The 20667-nt window shown below is 38.6% G+C and carries 16 protein-coding genes and 1 riboswitch; of the genes, 7 read left to right on the top strand and 9 right to left on the bottom strand.

The window, feature by feature from the left end; translation table 11 throughout:
- Positions 1 to 189: 189 nt before the first annotated feature.
- Positions 190 to 367: riboswitch (FMN riboswitch) on the bottom strand.
- 80 nt (positions 368 to 447) lie between these two features.
- The 5 genes from CXF64_RS04850 to dapB all read right to left on the bottom strand — a co-directional run bounded on the left by CXF64_RS04850 (position 448) and on the right by dapB (position 7810).
- On the bottom strand, positions 448 to 1506 hold the full coding sequence (locus CXF64_RS04850; RefSeq protein WP_101216472.1) for a S66 family peptidase: 1059 nt from the start codon (positions 1504 to 1506) through the stop codon (positions 448 to 450).
- 241 nt (positions 1507 to 1747) lie between these two features.
- A complete protein-coding gene (greA, locus tag CXF64_RS04845) occupies positions 1748 to 2224 on the bottom strand; it encodes a transcription elongation factor GreA (protein ID WP_010553419.1) in 477 nt (158 codons plus the stop codon).
- A gap of 48 nt (positions 2225 to 2272) precedes the next feature.
- Positions 2273 to 5491, bottom strand: coding sequence for a carbamoyl-phosphate synthase large subunit (carB, locus tag CXF64_RS04840; RefSeq protein WP_010553418.1), 3219 nt, complete (start codon positions 5489 to 5491; stop codon positions 2273 to 2275).
- A gap of 16 nt (positions 5492 to 5507) precedes the next feature.
- Positions 5508 to 6644 (bottom strand): glutamine-hydrolyzing carbamoyl-phosphate synthase small subunit, encoded by a 1137-nt coding sequence (carA, locus tag CXF64_RS04835; protein ID WP_007375827.1) that lies wholly within the window; start codon positions 6642 to 6644, stop codon positions 5508 to 5510.
- A gap of 362 nt (positions 6645 to 7006) precedes the next feature.
- Complete coding sequence (gene dapB, locus CXF64_RS04830; protein ID WP_101216471.1) at positions 7007 to 7810, bottom strand: 4-hydroxy-tetrahydrodipicolinate reductase; 804 nt, start codon at positions 7808 to 7810, stop codon at positions 7007 to 7009.
- Between the two features lie 372 nt (positions 7811 to 8182).
- Between dapB and CXF64_RS04825 the strand changes: the two genes are divergently transcribed.
- The 3 genes from CXF64_RS04825 to CXF64_RS04815 all read left to right on the top strand — a co-directional run bounded on the left by CXF64_RS04825 (position 8183) and on the right by CXF64_RS04815 (position 11596).
- Positions 8183 to 9496: a Na+/H+ antiporter NhaC family protein gene (locus CXF64_RS04825; RefSeq protein WP_101216470.1), complete on the top strand. Its 1314-nt coding sequence runs from the start codon at positions 8183 to 8185 to the stop codon at positions 9494 to 9496.
- Positions 9497 to 9629: 133 nt separating this feature from the next.
- A complete protein-coding gene (locus CXF64_RS04820; RefSeq protein WP_101216469.1) occupies positions 9630 to 10418 on the top strand; it encodes a nucleoside-binding protein in 789 nt (262 codons plus the stop codon).
- Between the two features lie 161 nt (positions 10419 to 10579).
- The gene (locus tag CXF64_RS04815; protein WP_024592677.1) at positions 10580 to 11596 is read left to right on the top strand and encodes an alpha/beta fold hydrolase; all 1017 of its coding nucleotides are present in this window, start codon (positions 10580 to 10582) and stop codon (positions 11594 to 11596) included.
- A 234-nt stretch (positions 11597 to 11830) separates the two neighbouring features.
- Here the strand turns inward: CXF64_RS04815 and CXF64_RS04810 are convergent, their stop codons facing one another.
- The gene (locus tag CXF64_RS04810; protein WP_101216468.1) at positions 11831 to 12628 is read right to left on the bottom strand and encodes a M48 family metallopeptidase; all 798 of its coding nucleotides are present in this window, start codon (positions 12626 to 12628) and stop codon (positions 11831 to 11833) included.
- Positions 12629 to 12825: 197 nt separating this feature from the next.
- Here CXF64_RS04810 and CXF64_RS04805 point away from each other — a divergent pair, with 197 nt between their 5' ends.
- Complete coding sequence (locus CXF64_RS04805) at positions 12826 to 14028, top strand: Bcr/CflA family efflux MFS transporter (protein ID WP_101216467.1); 1203 nt, start codon at positions 12826 to 12828, stop codon at positions 14026 to 14028.
- A 34-nt stretch (positions 14029 to 14062) separates the two neighbouring features.
- Here CXF64_RS04805 and grpE read toward each other — a convergent pair whose 3' ends face one another.
- Positions 14063 to 14674 (bottom strand): nucleotide exchange factor GrpE, encoded by a 612-nt coding sequence (gene grpE / locus CXF64_RS04800; protein WP_024607690.1) that lies wholly within the window; start codon positions 14672 to 14674, stop codon positions 14063 to 14065.
- A gap of 58 nt (positions 14675 to 14732) precedes the next feature.
- Complete coding sequence (locus CXF64_RS04795; protein ID WP_024590838.1) at positions 14733 to 15698, bottom strand: HrcA family transcriptional regulator; 966 nt, start codon at positions 15696 to 15698, stop codon at positions 14733 to 14735.
- Positions 15699 to 15852: 154 nt separating this feature from the next.
- Between CXF64_RS04795 and nadK the strand changes: the two genes are divergently transcribed.
- The 3 genes from nadK to recN all read left to right on the top strand — a co-directional run bounded on the left by nadK (position 15853) and on the right by recN (position 19121).
- Positions 15853 to 16737 (top strand): NAD(+) kinase, encoded by an 885-nt coding sequence (gene nadK, locus CXF64_RS04790; RefSeq protein WP_004335384.1) that lies wholly within the window; start codon positions 15853 to 15855, stop codon positions 16735 to 16737.
- 77 nt (positions 16738 to 16814) lie between these two features.
- Positions 16815 to 17372: a hypothetical protein gene (locus tag CXF64_RS04785; RefSeq protein ID WP_101216466.1), complete on the top strand. Its 558-nt coding sequence runs from the start codon at positions 16815 to 16817 to the stop codon at positions 17370 to 17372.
- A 75-nt stretch (positions 17373 to 17447) separates the two neighbouring features.
- Positions 17448 to 19121 carry a DNA repair protein RecN gene (gene recN, locus CXF64_RS04780; RefSeq protein ID WP_007584560.1) on the top strand — a complete coding sequence of 558 codons (1674 nt, stop codon included), beginning with the start codon at positions 17448 to 17450 and terminating at the stop codon, positions 19119 to 19121.
- A gap of 371 nt (positions 19122 to 19492) precedes the next feature.
- Here the strand turns inward: recN and CXF64_RS04770 are convergent, their stop codons facing one another.
- Positions 19493 to 20515 carry a GGDEF domain-containing protein gene (locus CXF64_RS04770; protein WP_232783785.1) on the bottom strand — a complete coding sequence of 341 codons (1023 nt, stop codon included), beginning with the start codon at positions 20513 to 20515 and terminating at the stop codon, positions 19493 to 19495.
- Positions 20516 to 20667 lie beyond the last annotated feature (152 nt).

Raw genomic sequence — 20667 nt, 5'->3', positions numbered from 1 at the left:
CGCTTTAAATTTAAAACGATCACTACCAAAATAGCTTAAATAAAATAACAAAAAGCACGCAGCAAAAAGCAGCGCACACTGTTATACCAACGGCATTAAATTAGTGACCTATTATAACGCTAGAAAAATAGCTCACTTAACGCGATACAATGATCGTATCTTTAATAAAATTGATATTAGTATAATAAGCCATATTCTCTTTCATCCGGACTGTAACCGTCGGCTCTGGCATCTCACCAGATCTGCTTGACCTTTACTGAACCTAGTTAAAAAATAAGTTAAATAAAGCGCTCGCGGGCTCGTTTAAGTTATAAATAACATTAAACATACCGCCGGTGGGGAATTTCGCCCCGCCCTGAGAATGTACTTTTATAACTAAAGCGCTATAAAAGCGGGCTTATTATACCCTTTAACTTAATTACTTATCAAAGGTAAGTGAATAAACTTCTAACAAAGCTCGGTATTTAATGAGGCTTTGACTACTTTACCTTCATTTATATCAGCGGTGATTGTACAAGTAGCGCCGTTTACTAAATTTAAGTTAGGTGGAGCATGACCAATATCGGCATCAATAATCACAGGAAATAAACACCCACCTAGTGCAACATCAAGCGCGTGGCGGTAATCAAAAGAAGCATCTTGACCTTGAGTGATCACGCTGCGACCAATAATAATACCGTTTATATCGTCAAATATACCTGCTAATTTTAATGAAAGTAAAAACCGTGCAACGGTTGTTGGCGTCAGCTCTGAGTTTTCTAGGTATAAAATAAGCCCTTCGGGTGCACTGTGTTTTTTAAATTCATGTAGTGCCAAAAATGGAGAGTCGAGTAATAAGCCAACTGTATCTAAACAGCCACCAAATAAGCGACCCGACATTTCAATAGTGCGTGCATCAAAGTAATTTAAACACTGCCACTGAGTAACTTCTGTGTGTTCAAACAATGCATTTGGGTTTTGTACGTAATCAGGTCTATTTTTTTGATAATGCGATGACGGTGCTTGCTCAAATTTGCTACCTGCTTCATAACTTAGTGTTTCAAATATTTGCAGGCAATAAGGACTTTTTTCGTCAGGATGTAACTGCATAAGATTAGCGCTGTGTAGTGTTGCCCATTGGCATTTTGCCGTGAGTGCGCATGCAATGGTGCTTACATCAGAGAACCCAACTAACCATTTAGGCTTTGCTTCTTTAATTGCATTAAAATCAAGTAGGGGCAGTATTTCCAATGCAAGCTCGCCACCAAATGGTGGCATAATTGCATCTATCTGATCATCTAATAAAAAACCCATTAACTGCTGAGCATGCGCTTTAGCGTTAAGCTGTCCATGCGGTTTGCTTTGGCGTAAAAACTCTCCTTCAACAACATCATACCCTCGATGTTTTAATCCATTAATAACAATGTCTAACCGTGCATGGTACTTTTCTTTAAGGCCTGATGAAAGTGAACAAATTGCTATTTTTGATCCTACTTTTAAAGGCGCTGGGTAAAGTATATTAGGCATATATTTTCCTTTTTAGAGAATACGTTAATACCAATTACATTAAATCAGCGAGTTATTTGATGCGCTAAATGCTCATGTTTTTAATAAATTGATATAAGTACCTACTATACCAACATAGACCATATTTATAGAATATGAATACTGTACAAACGCGCCTACCATTAAAGGTTAAATTACAGACATAAAAAAACCGATGTAATTACATCGGTTTTTATTTAAAAACGTTAAAGTGAGTTATGCGTTAAAGATACTCAACTTCAATGATTTCGAACTCAACAATACCTTTTGGCGTTTGAATAGACACTGCGTCGTCCATTTGTTTACCAATTAAGCCACGTGCAATCGGTGAGTTAACAGATATTAAGTTGTTTTTAATATTTGCTTCGTCATCGCCCACAATACGGTATTTTACTTCAGCATCGGTTTCTATATTTACAATAGTTACCGTAGTGCCAAAAATAACTCTACCGGTATTTGGCATTTTAGTTACGTCGATAATTTGAACATTTGAAAGTTTAGCTTCAATTTCTTGAATACGCCCTTCACAAAAACCCTGTTGCTCACGCGCAGCGTGGTATTCAGCGTTTTCTTTTAAGTCACCATGTTCACGTGCAACCGCAATATCACTTACGATTTTAGGACGGGTAACTGTTTTTAATTCGTTAAGCTCTTTACGCAGTAAATCTGCGCCACGAACTGTCATCGGAATTGATTGCATACTTATCTCACTTAACACCAAGGCCCTAGTTGGCCTTGGCACATTTCCTTAGTTCAATCGCAGATGTAGCTCTTGAACTGACGTCACTTTGCTGCGGTCATCTGCTTTATTAGCAGTACAGTTAGCGAATGCCGCGTTCAAGGTTGTCGTATAGTTGGTTTTATTTTGCAATGCACCACGACGTAACACCTTCGAATCTTCGATCGCTTGGCGACCTTCGGTGGTATTAACGATATAGCTGTACTCTTTATTCTTGATATAATCAAGAATATGCGGGCGGCCTTCATATACTTTGTTTACACGTCGTACTTCAATGCCAGCTTCTTCAAGAGCTTGTGCCGTGCCACCAGTTGCGTCAAGTTCAAAACCTAAGTCGGTCATGATTTTGGCTAATTCAACAATACGTGGCTTATCGCTATTACGAACAGATAATAGCGCGCGACCACCGCGTGGTAAAGTGTTGCTTGCACCTAATTGTGCTTTTGCGAATGCTTCGGCGAAAGTATCACCAACACCCATCACTTCACCTGTTGAACGCATCTCAGGACCACGGATTGGATCCACACCCTGAAACTTAGCAAATGGTAAAACAACTTCTTTAACGCTGTAGTAAGGAGGGATCACTTCTTTAGTAATACCTTGGCTTGCTAAAGACTGACCAGCCATACAACGTGCAGCTACTTTTGCAAGCGCCACACCGGTTGCTTTAGATACAAACGGTACAGTACGTGCAGCACGTGGGTTAACTTCGATTAAGTACACTTTGTCTTCTTTTACTGCAAACTGTGTATTCATCAAGCCAACAACACCAAGCTCAAGCGCCATGTCGGTTACTTGCTTGCGCATTACGTCTTGCACTTCTTGTGATAAAGAATGTGCAGGTAATGAACAGGCTGAGTCACCCGAGTGAACACCCGCTTGCTCAATGTGCTCCATGATACCGCCGATAATTACTTGCTCGCCGTCGCAAATTGCGTCAACGTCAACTTCAATCGCGTTATCTAAAAAACGGTCCAGTAATACAGGTGCTTCGTTTGATGCTTGTACAGCTTCGGTCATGTAGCGACGTAAATCATCTTCGTCGTATACAATTTCCATTGCACGACCACCTAGTACGTACGACGGGCGTACAACTAATGGGAAGCCAATTTCAACTGACTTAAGTAAGGCTTCTTCGGTTGAAGTTACTGTTGCATTTTCTGGCTGAAGTAAGTTTAAACGCTCAACAAGTTGTTGGAAACGTTCGCGGTCTTCTGCACGGTCAATCGCATCAGGTGAAGTACCAATCACTGGTACGCCATTGGCTTCAAGCTCACGCGCTAGCTTAAGTGGTGTTTGACCACCGTACTGTACGATAACGCCTTTTGGCTTTTCAACACGTACGATTTCGAGTACGTCTTCAAGCGTAATTGGTTCAAAGTATAACCTGTCAGATGTATCGTAATCGGTAGAGACCGTTTCAGGGTTACAGTTAACCATAATGGTTTCGTAACCATCTTCGCGAAGCGCAAGCGAGGCATGTACACAACAGTAATCAAACTCAATACCTTGACCGATACGGTTTGGACCACCACCAATAACCATGATTTTATCACGATCTGTTGGGTTAGCTTCACACTCTTCATCGTAAGTTGAGTACATGTAAGCAGTGTCTGAGCTAAATTCTGCAGCGCACGTATCAACACGTTTGTATACTGGCACGATGTTTAATAAATGACGTTTTTTACGAATTTCAGCTTCAGATACACCTGCAATTTCTGCTATACGCGGATCTGCAAAGCCTTTACGTTTAAGTTTACGTAGGAAGTCAGCATTTAAACCCGCCATGCCTACTTTCGCTATTTTTGCTTCGTCTTTTAAAATGTCTTCTATTTGTACTAAGAACCAGCGGTTAACTTTAGTCAGTTCGTAAACATCATCAACACTCATGCCATGGCGCATTGCATCGGCAATGTACCAAATACGCTCAGCGCCTGGCTCGCGTAGTTCACGGATGATTTTTTCTTTTGCTTTAGGATCATCAAGCGCAACTATCGGGTTAAATCCCGTTGCACCCACTTCAAGACCACGTAATGCTTTTTGCAACGACTCTTGTTGGTTACGACCAATTGCCATTACTTCGCCAACTGATTTCATTTGCGTAGTTAAACGGTCGTTTGCACCGGCAAATTTTTCAAAGTTAAAGCGAGGAATTTTTGTAACAACGTAATCGATTGAAGGCTCAAAAGACGCGGGAGTTTTGCCACCAGTAATGTCGTTTTGAAGCTCGTCAAGCGTATAACCTACTGCTAGTTTTGCTGCAATTTTAGCAATTGGGAAACCCGTTGCTTTTGATGCTAATGCAGATGAACGTGATACACGTGGGTTCATCTCAATAATAACCATACGGCCATCTTCAGGATTAATACCAAACTGCACGTTAGAACCGCCAGTTTCTACACCAATTTCACGTAATACTGCCATAGAGGCGTTACGCATAATTTGGTATTCTTTGTCGGTTAGCGTTTGCGCTGGTGCAACGGTGATTGAATCGCCAGTGTGAACACCCATAGGGTCAAAGTTTTCAATGGTACAAACAATAATACAGTTGTCGTTTTTATCACGTACAACTTCTGTTTCGTACTCTTTCCAACCAATCAGTGATTCATCAATTAGTAATTCGTTCGTTGGCGATAAATCTAAGCCTCGTTCACAAATTTCTTCAAACTCTTCTAAGTTATACGCCACACCGCCGCCGGTGCCGCCCATAGTAAAAGAAGGCCTGATAATACATGGTAAACCAATGCGCGTTATGATGTCTTTGGCTTCATCCATAGAGTGAGCAATCTCAGCACGAGGACATTCAAGACCAATATTTTTCATTGCTACGTCAAAGCGTTCACGGTTTTCTGCTTTGTCGATTGCATCAGCCGTTGCACCAATTAGTTCAACACCATGTTTAGCCAATACACCGTGCTTGTCTAGTTCAAGCGCACAGTTTAATGCCGTTTGACCACCCATTGTAGGCAGTACTGCATCTGGCTTTTCTTTTTCAATAATTTTTTCTACCACTTCCCAGTGAATTGGTTCGATGTATGTTGCATCAGCCATATCAGGGTCGGTCATGATAGTTGCAGGGTTTGAGTTAACTAATATAACTCTGTAGCCTTCTTCTCTAAGTGCTTTACACGCTTGAGCACCAGAGTAGTCAAATTCACAAGCTTGACCAATTACAATTGGGCCTGCGCCTAAGATAAGAATGCTTTTTATGTCGGTACGTTTTGGCATTATTACTCCAGTTAAATTAGTGTTTACGCGCTTGCATCAAATCGATGAAGTGGTCAAATAATGGGGCTGCATCGTGCGGACCAGGGCTTGCTTCAGGGTGACCCTGGAAGCTAAACGCAGGTTTATCTGTACGATGAATACCTTGAAGCGTTCCGTCAAATAACGATTTGTGCGTAGCACGAAGCGTACTTGGCAGGCTTGACTCTTGAGCTGCAAAACCATGGTTTTGAGCTGTGATCATAACTACATCGCGGTCTAGGTCTTTAACTGGGTGGTTAGCGCCGTGGTGGCCAAATTTCATTTTTTCTGTTTTAGCACCTGAGGCAAGGGCTAATAACTGATGACCTAAACAGATACCAAAAATTGGTGTGTCGGTTTCTAAAAAGGTTTTAATTGCATCAATAGCGTAAGTACATGGCTCAGGATCGCCAGGGCCATTAGATAGGAAGATACCATCAGGGTTTAAAGCCAGTACGTCAGCGGCAGAGGTTTGCGCTGGTACTACTGTAAGTTTACAACCACGGTCTACAAGCATACGTAAAATATTACGCTTTACACCGAAGTCGTAGGCAACAACATGAAACTTTTCATCAGCAGCATCAAGAGTTTTAAATCCTTCGCCTAATGTCCAGCTTGATTCGCGCCACTCAAAATTTTCCTTGGTTGAGACAACTTTTGCTAAATCCATACCTTTTAAGCCTGGGAAGGCTTGCGCGGCTTGTAGCGCTTTATTTTCGTCTAGCTCGTCGCCAGCAATAATACACCCGTTTTGTGCGCCTTTATCACGCAAAATTCGAGTTAACTTTCTGGTGTCGATGTCCGCAATACCTAAAATATTACGTTCTTTTAAGTAATCATCTAACGATTGCTCGTTACGAAAATTACTTGCTAGCAGTGGCAAATCACGGATCACTAGGCCTTTAGCCCAAATTTGATTCGCTTCTTCGTCTTCGCTGTTGGTACCCGTATTACCGATATGTGGGTACGTCAAAGTTACGATTTGTTCCGCGTATGATGGATCAGTCAAAATTTCTTGATAACCAGTCATAGACGTATTGAATACTACTTCACCGACTGACATGCCGTCAGCGCCGATTGCAGTACCGCGAAACACTGTGCCGTCTTCTAGGACTAACAGAGCGGATTTAGTCAAGTTAAACCTCCTAACAGTAAAAAACGGGAGTAAGCAATTGCTTAACACCCCGCCAATACCCAGAGGGATCGTCAAAACCAGATTTCTGTGAGCTTAAATTGTTTTACGCAGTCTTAAATGATGCAGATGTAAAGCATTCAACCTTCAATCATTTTTTCTTGCCTAAAACTATTTTTATTCCCACTGAAACCCCGGATTTACTAGCCACTTGGGTATAATTGGAAACACGCATTTAGTAATTTTTGGCAAATTGGCTGCATATTACATTAAGTTAGCTTTTAGGTCTAATATTATTTAGTAAATTGTTACAAACAAGTCACTGTAGGCAAAATTAGACCCAAACAGTTAAAAAAGCAACTAAACTACTTCAGATCTAGCACATCTTGCATATCATAAAGTCCTACTGGTTTATTTTTCAACCAGCTTGCAGCCCTTACAGCACCTAGAGCGAATGTCATTCTTGAACTTGCTTTATGGGTTAATTCGAGTCTTTCACCCATTGTGGCGAAGTATGCGGTGTGTTCACCTACTATATCGCCCCCTCTTAGTACCGAATAACCAATTTCATTTTGCGATTTAGCTGTCTCCACTTGGCTGCGGTCATATACAGCAACCTCGTCGTGGTCCCAGCCTTTAGCCTGTGCAATTGATTCGCCAATGGCTAATGCTGTGCCCGATGGCGCATCGATTTTATGACGATGATGCGCTTCAAATATTTCAATATCTAAATCGTCACCAAATTTGGTCGCTGCGGTTTGCACAAGGTTCAGTAATACATTGACTCCTACACTGTAGTTTCGCGCAAATACAATAGGAATATGCTTAGCGGCATCGTGTAAAAGTGCCATATCGTCGCTTGTTAAGCCCGTCGTGCCAATAACCATAGGAATTTTTTGTGCTACAGCGGTTTTTAAATGGTTTTTCATACCAGCGGGAAGCGTAAAGTCGATTAAAACATCTACATTATCTATTGTGGTTTCTTCGCTAAAGCTAACACTGTTATCGGCTGCGCTATTTACTTGATTTATATTAATACCTAATAACGATGAACTGCTACGAACGTATGCACCTGTAAGTTGTGTTTGCTCTTTAATTGTCGCTGCTTCTAATAGAGCTAAGCCCATTCTGCCATTAGCACCAAAAACGCCTATTCGATTTGTAGTCATTGTTTTTACCTAATTTAAATTTGAATCCGTTTTTTACTAATCTGTGTATATATCCGGTGCATTACAAATACGCGCTTAGGCATTTTTATGCAGTTGGACAAATATTAATCGCTGAAAATAGCGTTACTTTGTAGATATTATCTAAAAGTCATGCAATAGTCAGGTGACCTTTTAATTTAATAATAATAACAATACCAGTTTACTTTAGCCATCTATACATTTAAACTTCTCTTTCGCGTCGATTTGGTCTTTGGCTTGCGGGCGCTGCACTCTCCTAATTTTGTTAATGATTAACATAGTAGGTAGATTTGCTAAATTCAGCTAAAAGAGGAATTTTTGGCTGTTGTAAATTAACTGGTTTCGAGGATTATGATGCAGCCATCATTTAACAAAAACAAAGCAATACTTTCTTTACTACCCCTTTTAACCTTTGTAGCACTATTTTTGGGCTCTGGTTTATATTTACAATCGCAAGGGGTTGATTACGCTTTTTATCAACTTCCTGCTCCAGTGGCTATATTACCCGCTATTATGCTTGCGTTTATATTAAATAAAGGCACAGTAAACGAATGTGTAGAGACCTTTATTAAAGGTGCCGGACACAACAATATTATTACCATGTGTTTAATCTACTTACTTGCAGGTGCGTTTTCTGCTGTTGCCAGTGCAACCGGTGGTGTAGATGCGGTAGTAAATGCAGGCTTATCTCTTATTCCACCTGCGTTATTGCTCCCTGGCTTATTTTTAATTGCAGCGGTTGTATCTACTGCAATGGGTACGTCGATGGGAACGATTGGTGCGATTGGTCCTATTGCTTATGCGGTATCAATTAAAACAGGTATAGATCCAGCATTAATGGCAGGTACGATTGTATCTGGCGCTATGTTTGGCGATAACCTATCAATTATTTCCGACACCACTATTGCAGCTACGCGAACGCAGGGCTGTGAAATGAAAGACAAGTTTAAAGAGAATCTTAAAATTGCAGTCCCTGCTGCAATACTAACTATTGGCTTGTTGTTTTACTTAACACCTGCAGCACAAGTAGTTGAGACCAAAGATTACGATATTTGGTTAGTACTTCCTTATGCCTTTATTTTAGTGTTAGCAGTTGCTGGCTTGAACGTATTTGTTGTGTTATTTAGCGGTATTATTTTTGCTGCATTAATGGGCTTTACAGGAAGTTATGAAGGCGCAAGCTTTGTAAAAGACATTTACAAAGGTTTTACCGATATGCAGGAAATATTTTTACTATCAATGTTTATTGGTGGCTTATCTGAATTTATTCGTATTAACGGTGGCCTTGATTTCATTGCCCAAAAAATTCAAGCCATAACTAAAATCATCGCAAAATGGCACCGTAAAGTGGCCGATCAATTAGGTATTGCAGCATTGGTTATGACAAGTAATATGTGTATTGCCAATAATACCGTATCAATTATTGTTGCTGGCCCTATTGCTAAAAAACTAGCAGATGACGGTGAAATAAGCGGTAAACGTTCAGCTAGTTTGCTAGATATTTTTGCTTGTGTAACACAGGGTTCATTGCCTTATGGCGCACAAGCCTTATTACTGGGCGCTACGTTTAAAATAAGCCCGTGGGAAGTATCAACCTCGTCATACTACTGCTTTATTTTAGCATTTACTGCCATTGCAGTTATTTGCTTGCGCCGTAATAAAGCATAATTTAAACACCTATACTATGTTGCAGCTCAATAAGTAAGCTGCAACATATGTTAAAATAATACTCTACATATCAATCACTTTTGCTATAATGCGCGCCTTCGCGTGTCACTAAAATTATAGTTATTAAACAGTTATGAAATTTAAAAAATTACTCCCTTTTATTACCCTTACTTCTCTAGCTTTATCATCGTCAGCTTTTGCTGCCAATTGGGGCAGCACAGCACTACATATTAATAATGGCGACCAAAAAAACCCATTTACTGAGCAAAAATCTGACACTACCGTTTACTCGGTTCAACATGCATCGGGTTACGATTACGGCGATAACTTCTTTTTTATCGATTACAGTAAAGACGATATAGATGACGGTTACCAAGATGCTGATTTTTATGGTGAGTGGTACTCAACGGTTAGCTTACCTGCCATCACTGGTAAGCAAATTGGCTCTGGCGCATTATTAGATGTTGGCCTAACGGGCGGTATTAACGTTGCTGGTGATGCAAAAGTAATGAAGTATCTACCAGGTGTAAAATTAAGCTGGGATGTACCTGGGTTTAACTTTTTTCAAACGCTGTTCACAGCCTACATTGACGATAGTGAAGGTGTAGCAAAAGGCGGCGCACCTATTGAAACTAATAGTTGGATGCTTGATGTAGCTTTTGAATATCCTTTCACTATTGGCTCACAAAAGTTTAGCTTTAAAGGCCACGCTGAATACATAGCAGAGCGTGAAGATGAATTTGGTAACGATGTACAAGCTTGGATACTAGCACAGCCTATTTTAGTGTGGGATATGGGTCACGCCCTTCAAATGAAAGAAAACACACTACTGCTGGGAATGGAATTACAATACTGGCACAACAAATTAGGTACTGAAGTCACTGAATCGGTACCACAAATCCATATTGAGTGGACATTTTAAGCTTCAACAATCAGCTCTTTACTCAGTAATAATAAGCGAAGCACTATTTTAGCTTCGCTTTTTTTCGTCCACGTAAAACATTTAATTGAACAGGTTTAAATACTTAGTTATTGTTGTACTTCTTTTTAAGCCAAGCGCTCGCCTTTAATAGGAGTAACTGAATGTCGTCGATTAAAGTTATTTGTTTCTCTACTTTATTAGTACTAACAAACAATGCCTTAGCTGGCCCTTCTCAAGATACATCCGCCCTTTCTTATGATGCACTATTAAGCAATTACGAATACGATTTTAAGGTAAATTACTTTGCACTTGAGTCGCAAAAACAATCATTAAAAATGGCTTATATTTACTTAAAGCCAACTAAAGCCGATATGCCTACAGTTACACTTATGCATGGCAAAAATTTTAACGCTGACTACTGGACTACAACCGCTCAGTATCTGCAATCTTTAGGTTACGGCGTATTAATTCCTGATCAAATTGGTTTTGGCAAGTCGTCTAAGCCAACTAATTACCAGTATTCGTTTGCGACGCTTGCTCATCATACTCACGCGTTAATAGATTCACTTAATATTAAAGAGTCGATTGTACTTGGGCACTCTATGGGCGGGATGCTAGCGAGTCGTTTTGCATTAATGTACCCAAACGCCACTAAAAAGCTAATTTTATTAAACCCTATTGGCCTTGAAAACTACCTGCAGTATGTTGATTACAAAGATACTAATTTTTTCTATAAAAACGAGCTTTCAAAAACACCGGAAGGCGTTAAACGTTATCAGCAAAAAAATTACTACGATGGTAAGTGGAATACAACATATTCAGCCTTAACTGACTTTATAACAGGGCAAATACAAGGCCCAGATAAAGAACAAATGGCATGGGTAAATGCAAAAACATACGATATGATTTTCACTCAACCTGTAATAACCGAATTTAAAGATTTAACTGTGCCAGTTAAATTAATTATTGGTACACGCGATAGAACCGGCCCTGGCCGTAACTGGAAAAAAGAGGATGTTGATTACGAGCTTGGTCGATACGATAAATTAGGCAAACACGCTGCAACACTTATCCCTGACGCACAATTATTCGAACTAGATAACTTAGGGCACCTGCCGCACATTGAAGATTTTGAACGCTTTAAAAATGTATTACAAAAAGCGCTTACAACTAAATAAAGGTGAGTACTGAATACAAAAACCCCTGTAAGTAATTACTCACAGGGGTTTTTATTTAGTAATTAAACTAAATTATACCAATCTGCTTATATATGGGGTCTATTTAACGTTAAGAAAATTACGCTAGAACTAGGCAAAAATTTTTGTATCTAGTTGTTCTAAATAAAAAATTTTTAACGACGTTATAGTGCAATTTAATTCGTTAAATTGATCAAAGATTTATGCAGGTTGGTATTACAGCTTACATTGTGGGTTTTTACCCTGTGCTTTAGCTGTACTTTGCTCACTAAGTGCTTTACTCATTTGTGCTTGTAAGTCTTTAATACGACTGCTTGGCGCTGGGTGAGTTGATAAAAACTCAGGTGTTGTACCACTACCTGCTGCACTCATATTTTGCCAAAGGGTTACTGATTCTTGTGGATTAAAGCCTGCTTCAGCCATTAAATCCAAGCCAATTTCATCAGCTTCTGACTCGTGCGAACGGCTAAATGGCAAAACAACACCATACTGTGCGCCTAAGCCTAGACCCTGCATAATTTCATTACGGTATTGAATGTTACCCATTTCAAGTGCTGCACTACCAAGTTGCATACCGGTATCTAAAATAGAGCTTTGTGAAACACGTTCATTAGAATGCTCAGCAATTACGTGCCCTACTTCGTGCCCTAGCACTGTTGCTAGTTGGTCTTGATTGGTGGCTATTTTTAATAAGCCCGTATGAACCCCAATGTAACCACCAGGTAGTGCAAAAGCATTAGCAGATTCATCTTCAAATACAACTACTTCCCAATTTTGCGACGCGTATTCTTTTGGTAATACAGCCACTACTTTTTCAGCAATGCAATTTACATATGCATTTGTTTTTGCATCTTTATTAATTGGTTGGTTTTTTTTCATATCTGCAAAACTAGCAGTGCCCATTTCACTCATTTGTTGATCTGAGTAAAGCGCTATTTGAGTGCGTCCTGTTGGTGACGTTTTACAACCGACTAAAACGGCTGTCGCTAATACTGCAAGTACTAGTTTTTTCATGATAATTCTCTTAAGTAATGAATTTTTTATTGCTTGTAGAATAGCAAACACAGTACCAATTTAAAATATTTGCTTTATATACCTTTATATTAAAAAGATACGATAAGACGATAAACTTAGCAGGCAAACTAAGTTTATCCAAATACAATGCCCTGTTACACTATAGCCCTTGTTTTTAGTGATTGTTGAGTTTACACATGGACGCCTCAGCCTCGTCTTTTAATACCCGTATTTTATTGCCTTTATTAGCCAGTATCGTGGCGATTACTCCTTTGGCTATTGATATGTATTTGCCTGCCATGCTGGTAATTGCAAGCGATTTAAAAACTAATATGCCAAATGTACAAATATCGTTGAGTATTTACTTAGCGGGTTATTCATTGGGGATGTTATTTTTTGGCCCTATTGCCGATCAAATTGGCCGCCGTAAGCTCGCACGTATTGGCTTAACCCTATTTGGCGCAAGCTCACTTGCACTCGCATTTACAACCGAAATCCATGCGTTTTGGACTCTTAGAGCAGTGCAAGCATTTACCGGAGCGGCAGCAACCGTAGTCGTACCGGGTATTATTCGCCATATTTATCAGCAAAATACAGCTAAGGGAATGTCGTATGTGTCGATGATCATGATGGTAGCACCGTTAGTAGCCCCCTCTGTTGGTTCGTTTATTTTAGGATTTTCTGTTTGGTCAACCATATTTTTGGTTCTTGCTGGATATAGCTTTTTAATATTAGCGTTTGTACAAGTGTATTTAATAGATATACCTATTCATAAAAATGAGAAAAAAGGCCTCGCTCTATTTTTTGATAGCTATAAAACTGTACTGAGTAATAAAGACGCACGTGCGGATATACTCAGTTCTATGTTTGTATCGTTTGGATTTTTTTGCTTTTTGACCTCAGTACCATTTATTTATTTAGATTTATATGAAGTGTCAGAACAGTTATTTGGTGTATTATTTGCGTTTAATGTAATGGCGCTGATGTTTGGTAACTTTTTAAATACGCGAATTGTACCAAGGCTGGGCTCTCGAAAAATGCTCTATATTGGGCTTGTATGTGGGTTTGTATCGGGGCTTGCGCTGTTAACATTTAGCTTATTGCACTTATCACTTTATTATATTGTGGCTGCTATTGCGCCATTAATGATGAGTTTAGGTGTCACTGCAAGTAATGCTGATTCGCTAATATTAATGAAATTTGAAAGAAACACAGGTACAGCAACTGCCGTAATTGGCACACTTCGTTTTGGTAGTGGTGCATTAGTTGGCCCGCTACTCGCCATTATGCACGCAAAAAGCGCAGTGCCATTTTCAAGTTTAATGTTTAGTGCTGTATTACTCACTATGCTCGTACAGCTAATTCACTATAAAAAAGACAAAAAAAATGCCTCAATATGAGGCATTTTTATCAAAGCTAATAACCTTAAATTAATTAAGCGTCAGCAGCTTTAGAAACCATAACCATTGCAGGGCGTAATAAACGACCATTCAATGTGTAACCTTTTTGCATAACAGCAAGTACTGTATTAGGTGTTACATCGTTACTTGGTTGAATTGACATTGCTTGATGAAAATCTGGATTAAACTGCTCACCTTGTGGGTTTACAATTTCAACACCAAATTTAGAAACAGCGTCATTAAAGCTCTTAACCGTCATATCGATACCTTCAAGCAACGGCTTTAGTGTCTCATTTTCTTTATCAGAAAATTCAATAGCACGTTCAAGGTTATCAATTACAGGTAGTAATTCGTTAGCAAATTTTTCTAGTGCAAATTTATGCGCTTTTTCTACATCTTGTGCTGCACGACGACGAATATTATCTACATCTGCTGCGGCACGAACAACACCGTCTTTTTGATCAGCAATTGTTTGCTTTGCAGCTTCAAGCTCTGCATATAACATCGCAATTTCTGCTTCAGGGCTTTGTTCTTGTTCTGCATGCTGTTCAGCGGCTTCTACTGCTGCTTCTACATCAGCCTGCATTTTAGAAATTTCTTCGTTTAATTCTACTTCTTGCTCAGGGTTTTGTGTCTGCTCAGACATAAAATACGTGCTCCAATTCTTTACAACTGCGGTAATTATGGGGATTGAATAAAAAGATTCAAGAGTTAGATGCCTCAATTAATTTAAATTCTTGAATTATTTCTTCAATCTGCGCTGATTTAGGACAAATGATACAAAAACGGCTTTGATATTCTTGATTTTTAAAGTACGGCACGCTTATTACAATTAATTCATCGCACTCAGTAAAAGGTAATTTTTCGCTATTAAGTACCGATACACCATTTTTAAAAGCAAGCTTATCTTCTACATAATTTAAAAACGAAACACCAATATTTAAACTTTGTTCGCAATCAATTTGTTTGTAGAGGTAATTTTCACCAACAACAATACTATTATCTGAGCCTAATTTTTGGCTTAGTTGTCGCGTCCATTGATTAAGCGAATCATGACAATTTCGAGGCGCTGTATTTGCCATAGCTTGCATACGATACAAACCTTCCATTAAGGTTTGTTGGCTAAATACAGTGTTCAACCACGTGGCAAATTGATAACGAACAGAGTCTGACGAATCATGAGGTTTATCAATACAAATATTGTGACTCTGCCCTGCCCTATCTATTAATAAAATAAGCCAGTCGGTAGAATCAAAATCAAGCACTTCTACTCTAAACACTTGCTGTGAACTGGCTTGAGGTAAACCAACACAACAACATACTTGATATTTTTGGCTCAAACCATGCGCTAGCTCAACGAGTTGTGACTGCTGTGGTTGCCAATAATTAGCAATATCAGCAAGCACAAAAAATTCGTCAAACCAATAATCAAACCCTTCATTTGTCGGCACTCGCCCTGCGGATGTATGAGGTGAATACAATAAGCCCACTTTTTCTAAGCGAGCCATAGCATTACGAACCGTAGCCGAACACACTGCCATGCCTTTAAGCTTGGCAATTTTTGTTGATGGAACAGGCAAGCCTTCACCATTACAGTACATGTTCATAACAGCTGAAAAAATTTGCTGATCTCGTGGGTTTAGTTTCATGGTATCTACATCTTGTTGCATGAAAGAGATATCGGGGCGTTTAGTTCTTTTTCAAGTCGTGCAGCTAACTCACTGCGAATAAAATTGAAGGTTTATAATATTGCTATAATCTGTATTTTCAAACACTTCTGTTTTGAGTTACTCTACTATTATTAAATCTCTTTGTGCGTACATTATGGACTCTCCTTTTAACACCATAGGCCTAATTGGCAAACCTAATCACCCGGGAGCCGCTGCTACCCTTCAGCGTTTACATACCTTTTTACTTGCGCTTGGCTTTGAGGTAATAGTAGAAAAACGCACAGGGAGTCAGTTAGACGATATTCCGCATGACAAACTTGTTAAGTTAGTCGACTTAGGTGAACAAGCCGATTTAGCCATTGTTGTAGGCGGTGACGGTAACATGCTTGGCGCAGCTCGCGTACTTGCGCGCTTTAACATTGCTGTAATTGGTGTAAATAGAGGCAACCTTGGTTTTTTAACTGATTTAAACCCCGAAGGGTTTGAAGCGAGCTTAGAGCAAGTACTCAGTGGTGAGTATCTTGAAGAAAAACGTTTTTTATTAGAAGTAGAAGTATATCGCCACAACGAATTAAAAAGTGCAAACTCAGCCGTTAACGAAGCGGTACTTCATGCCGATAAAGTAGCGCACATGATTGAATTTGAAGCTTTTATAAATAATGACTTTGTGTTTTCTCAGCGCTCCGATGGTTTAATAGTATCAACCCCCACAGGCTCTACGGCGTATTCTCTTTCAGGTGGCGGTCCAATATTAACGCCAGAACTAAATGCTATATCGTTAGTACCTATGTTTCCTCATACCTTATCTAGCAGACCTTTAGTGGTAGATGCCGATAATGAAGTTCGTTTAAAGCTAAGCCTAGAAAATACAGATAGCCTACAGGTAAGCTGCGACAGCCACGTAGTGCTAGCCGTATTACCCGGCGATGAGGTCGTAATTAAAAAAGCCGATAAACAATTGCGCTTAATTCATCCAAAAAATTACTCTTACTACAACGTTTTACGTACAAAACTGAATTGGGGTAGCCGTTTGTACTAATTTTATTGCCAAATTTAGTACTATAAAGCAAAATGGCGGCTTAAAATAATAATCAACTAATTTAGGAACGAGTAGCAATGACTTATGTAGTATTCTTTGCTTTACTGCTATTAATTACACTTTTATACAGTTACCTCAAAATTGAGAGTAACCGTAAAAAAGCGATAGAAGCTAGAAAAAAACTATTTAATGAACGTGTTTCGCATGTAAATACGCGCCTTAAAGCAAAGCTTAATGATCTACTTGATGCTAAAATAATTCGCCCAAAATACGTTCCTCGCATTCAAGCTATTGTAAATAATTTTTTTGTTGTTCAATCACATACAGACGAGAACTTGCAACAGCTTGAAGATACCGCCGACCTACTAATTAATACGTTGTCCAACGAGTTAATTAAAACCAATCAAACAAATATAATTCAACCATTGATTGATAATATACAGTACTTTGTATCTGAGTTGCCCCAGCAAGGAATTTTGTACAATAAGAGTTTTTATATTAATACATTACCTCCCCTCATTGCTCTGCTTAAAACCGAAGAGAGCATACAACCTGCTGATATTGTTGATGATCAAATTGATGCATCTTCCCAAACTTCCGCTACACAGTTTACTCAAGATGTAAGTGTTGCGTAAATAATAAAAAATTAATTTGCAAAAAACCAAAACACTGTATAAATTAACAGTTAATTGACTGGATGGATAAACAGTATGTTAATTGGTTTAGAAGTTAAAAATTTTGCAATCGTAAGTAATTTAAGCACCGAATGGCGCAGCGGTATGACTGCGATCACAGGTGAGACAGGTGCTGGTAAATCTATTGCTATTGATGCCCTATCGCTATGCTTAGGTGAGCGTGCTGAAGCATCAGCAGTTCGCCCAAGCTCTGATAAAGCAGAAGTATGTGCACAATTTGACTTAACAGATCTACCGCTTGCTCAAGCATTTTTAGAGCAACATATGCTAAGCACTTCTGACAACGAGTGCTTATTACGTCGTGTTGTTTGTAAAAATGGCCGTAGTAAAAGCTATATTAATGGTAGTGCAGTTACCGCATCACAATTAAAAGAACTTGGTCAATATTTAATATCTATTCATGGACAACATGCCCACCAATATTTATTAAAAGCTGAGCATCAGTTACAGCTTTTAGATGCCTATGCAGGGCATCACCACTTAGTAAACTCAGTAAATAAAAACTATAAACAGTTTGCTAACTTACAAAAAGAATTTAAACACTTAGAACAACAACAGCAGCAACAAGCAGCGCAAAAACAATTGTTAGAGTATCAAGTTGCTGAGCTTGATGAATTTGCATTACAAGAAAATGAGTTTGATTTAATTGAGGCTGAGCATTACAAACTAAGCAATAGCCAAACAATATTAGAATCGTGCCAACGTGAGTTACAACACTTATATGAAAGTGATGAGCAAAACGCTTGCTCATTACTACAGCACAGCGCTCAACAATTTACCGAACTGGCTCAATATGACGAAAGTTTAGCAAGCGTAGCTGCTATGCTTAGCGAAGCCGCTGTACAAGTTGAAGAAGCAAGCCGCGAAGTGCGCAATTACACTGAGCAAGCAGATTTAGACCCGGCCCGCTTAGTTGAAGTAGAAAATAGGCTAAGTGGTGCTATGGATTTAGCGCGTAAGCATCATATAAAACCACAGCAGTTGGTTGAGTTTCATCAATCGATTGCTCAAGAACTTGAGTCAATAAGTAATAATAGTAATCGTCTGGAGCAACTTGAGTCAGAAATAGAAAGCGCGTTACTTAGTTACAAGCAAACTGCTGATGAATTAAGTAAAAGCCGCTGCGAGTATGCTAATACACTTAACACACTAATAAGTGAAAGCATGGCTAACTTATCAATGGAAAACGGTGTTTTTGAAATAGCCTTAACTCAAGAGAGTAATCGTACACCAAACAGCCTAGGCTTTGATAATGTCTCGTTTTTAGTATCAACTAATCCGGGGCAACCACTTCAGCCATTAGCTAAAGTAGCATCAGGTGGTGAGCTTTCTCGTATAAGTCTTGCTATACAGGTAATTATTGCCCAAAAAGTAACAACCCCAACGCTTATTTTTGATGAAGTTGATGTAGGTATTTCTGGCCCAACGGCATCTGCTGTAGGTAAGTTATTACGCCAATTAGGTAAGTCGACTCAAGTGATTTGTGTTACTCATTTACCGCAAGTTGCCAGTAGTGCACATCAGCAATTTTTTGTAGCTAAAGAAATAGCACAAGGCGAAACGTTTACTCATATGCTGCCTTTAAATAAAGATGGCCGTATTAATGAAATAGCCCGTTTACTTGGCGGCGATAACATAAGCAAAACAGCTAAAGCAAATGCTAAAGAACTAATAATGGCTCACGCCTAATGTGTTAGTAAATAACGTCTTCAAGGATTAAATAATGCACAGTACTTTAGTTGATTTTTGTATAATTTTAAGTTGGTTGTTATTAGTACTAAGCACCTGTTTAATTATATTTAGTAAATATAAACATACTTGTTTTAAACAACGTTTATTTAAGTTTTTAAATAGCTTTTTAGTTTTTCAACTAATCGTTGTGGTCTATTACTTTACTAGCGAAAAAATAAATGGACTAAGTGATTTAGGTGTTAGTTATTGGGTTTTAATTACAATGCAGATTGCGTGTATTGTAATATGCTACATGAGCTTAAAACGCAGAAAGGCTAAAATAAGGCCATCCCTTGATTCGTTTTCAATGGACTAAAGTAAATAAACATTTAAAAAGAGCACGTTCTGTTTTTACCTTGCTCTTTTGCCTTATAAAGTAGTTCATCAGCATGCTTAATATCTAGGTCAATTGAGCGCTCATCGTTTGCAGCTGTGATGCCAATGCTTAGCGTTATATTTACACTATCTGAAAATAAGCTTACAGCTGAAGCTTTAAGGGCATTATGGATTTTTTCTGCAACGAGCTCGCCCTCATCAACGGTTACATTTGGAATCACAATTAAAAACTCCTCACCGCCCCAACGTGAAGCAATCGCATTTTGCGGAATATTATTTTCAAATGTTTTGGCTAAATGGATAAGAGCTTCATCGCCAAAATCATGGCCAAATTGATCATTAATTTTTTTAAAATTATCTACATCAGCTAATAATATTACAAACGGAATATTATTATTTTTAAGCTCATTTTTAAAAGCTATAAGCTTATTCATAGTGAAACGACGGTTTGGCAGATTAGTGAGTGGATCTATAGTTGCTAAAAATTCATTTTTTTGGCTTAAAGCAATTAATTTACTGCTGTATTTTTCTCTTGAAAATTCGTAATAACCACTCAGCGATGCAACAATTATAAAAGCGAGTATGATTCTGACTGGAAACTGCTCAGGATTGTAGTCATATATATTAAATGTATCAGCGCAATAGAAACCGAGAACAATCGCCGATAAAAATAAAACAATATCAAACGTCCCTCGTTTAAGCCCTCGAATTGAATAAGTAACAGGAGACACTATAAATATCCATATAGGCCCTGTACCTTGTGCTCCTCCTGTAAGTACAAGATAAAACATCAGTGCATACAGGTTATATAAAATTACAGTTGCAGACTTCTCTACACCTCTACCTATATTAAACGCCGATAAGTAAACAAACGAAGAAACAACCAAAGTAAATGCTAATAAATAGCTGCTGTTAATAAATGCTAAGCTAGCCATCGAAAACGTTGCTATAAAGCCTATTGAGGAAAAGAACCGAACAATGAGCTTCCTTTCTAAATTGTTTGAATATTCGTACATAATTTCTATTTATTTATTAATGTATAAAAGCAAACTTATAGATATAAAGTAAGCAAACCGTAAACAGCGTGCAATAATGAACCTACTTTATATTTAAATCAACTATTAAGGTTAGTAATTAGCACTGACAATTGCGCACATATTTTTAGCCT

Origin of the sequence: Pseudoalteromonas sp. GutCa3, from assembly GCF_002836155.1 — a bacterium.
In the GTDB taxonomy this organism is placed as follows: Bacteria; Pseudomonadota; Gammaproteobacteria; order Enterobacterales; family Alteromonadaceae; genus Pseudoalteromonas; species Pseudoalteromonas arctica.
This window is presented reverse-complemented; position numbering and strand designations above follow the sequence as displayed.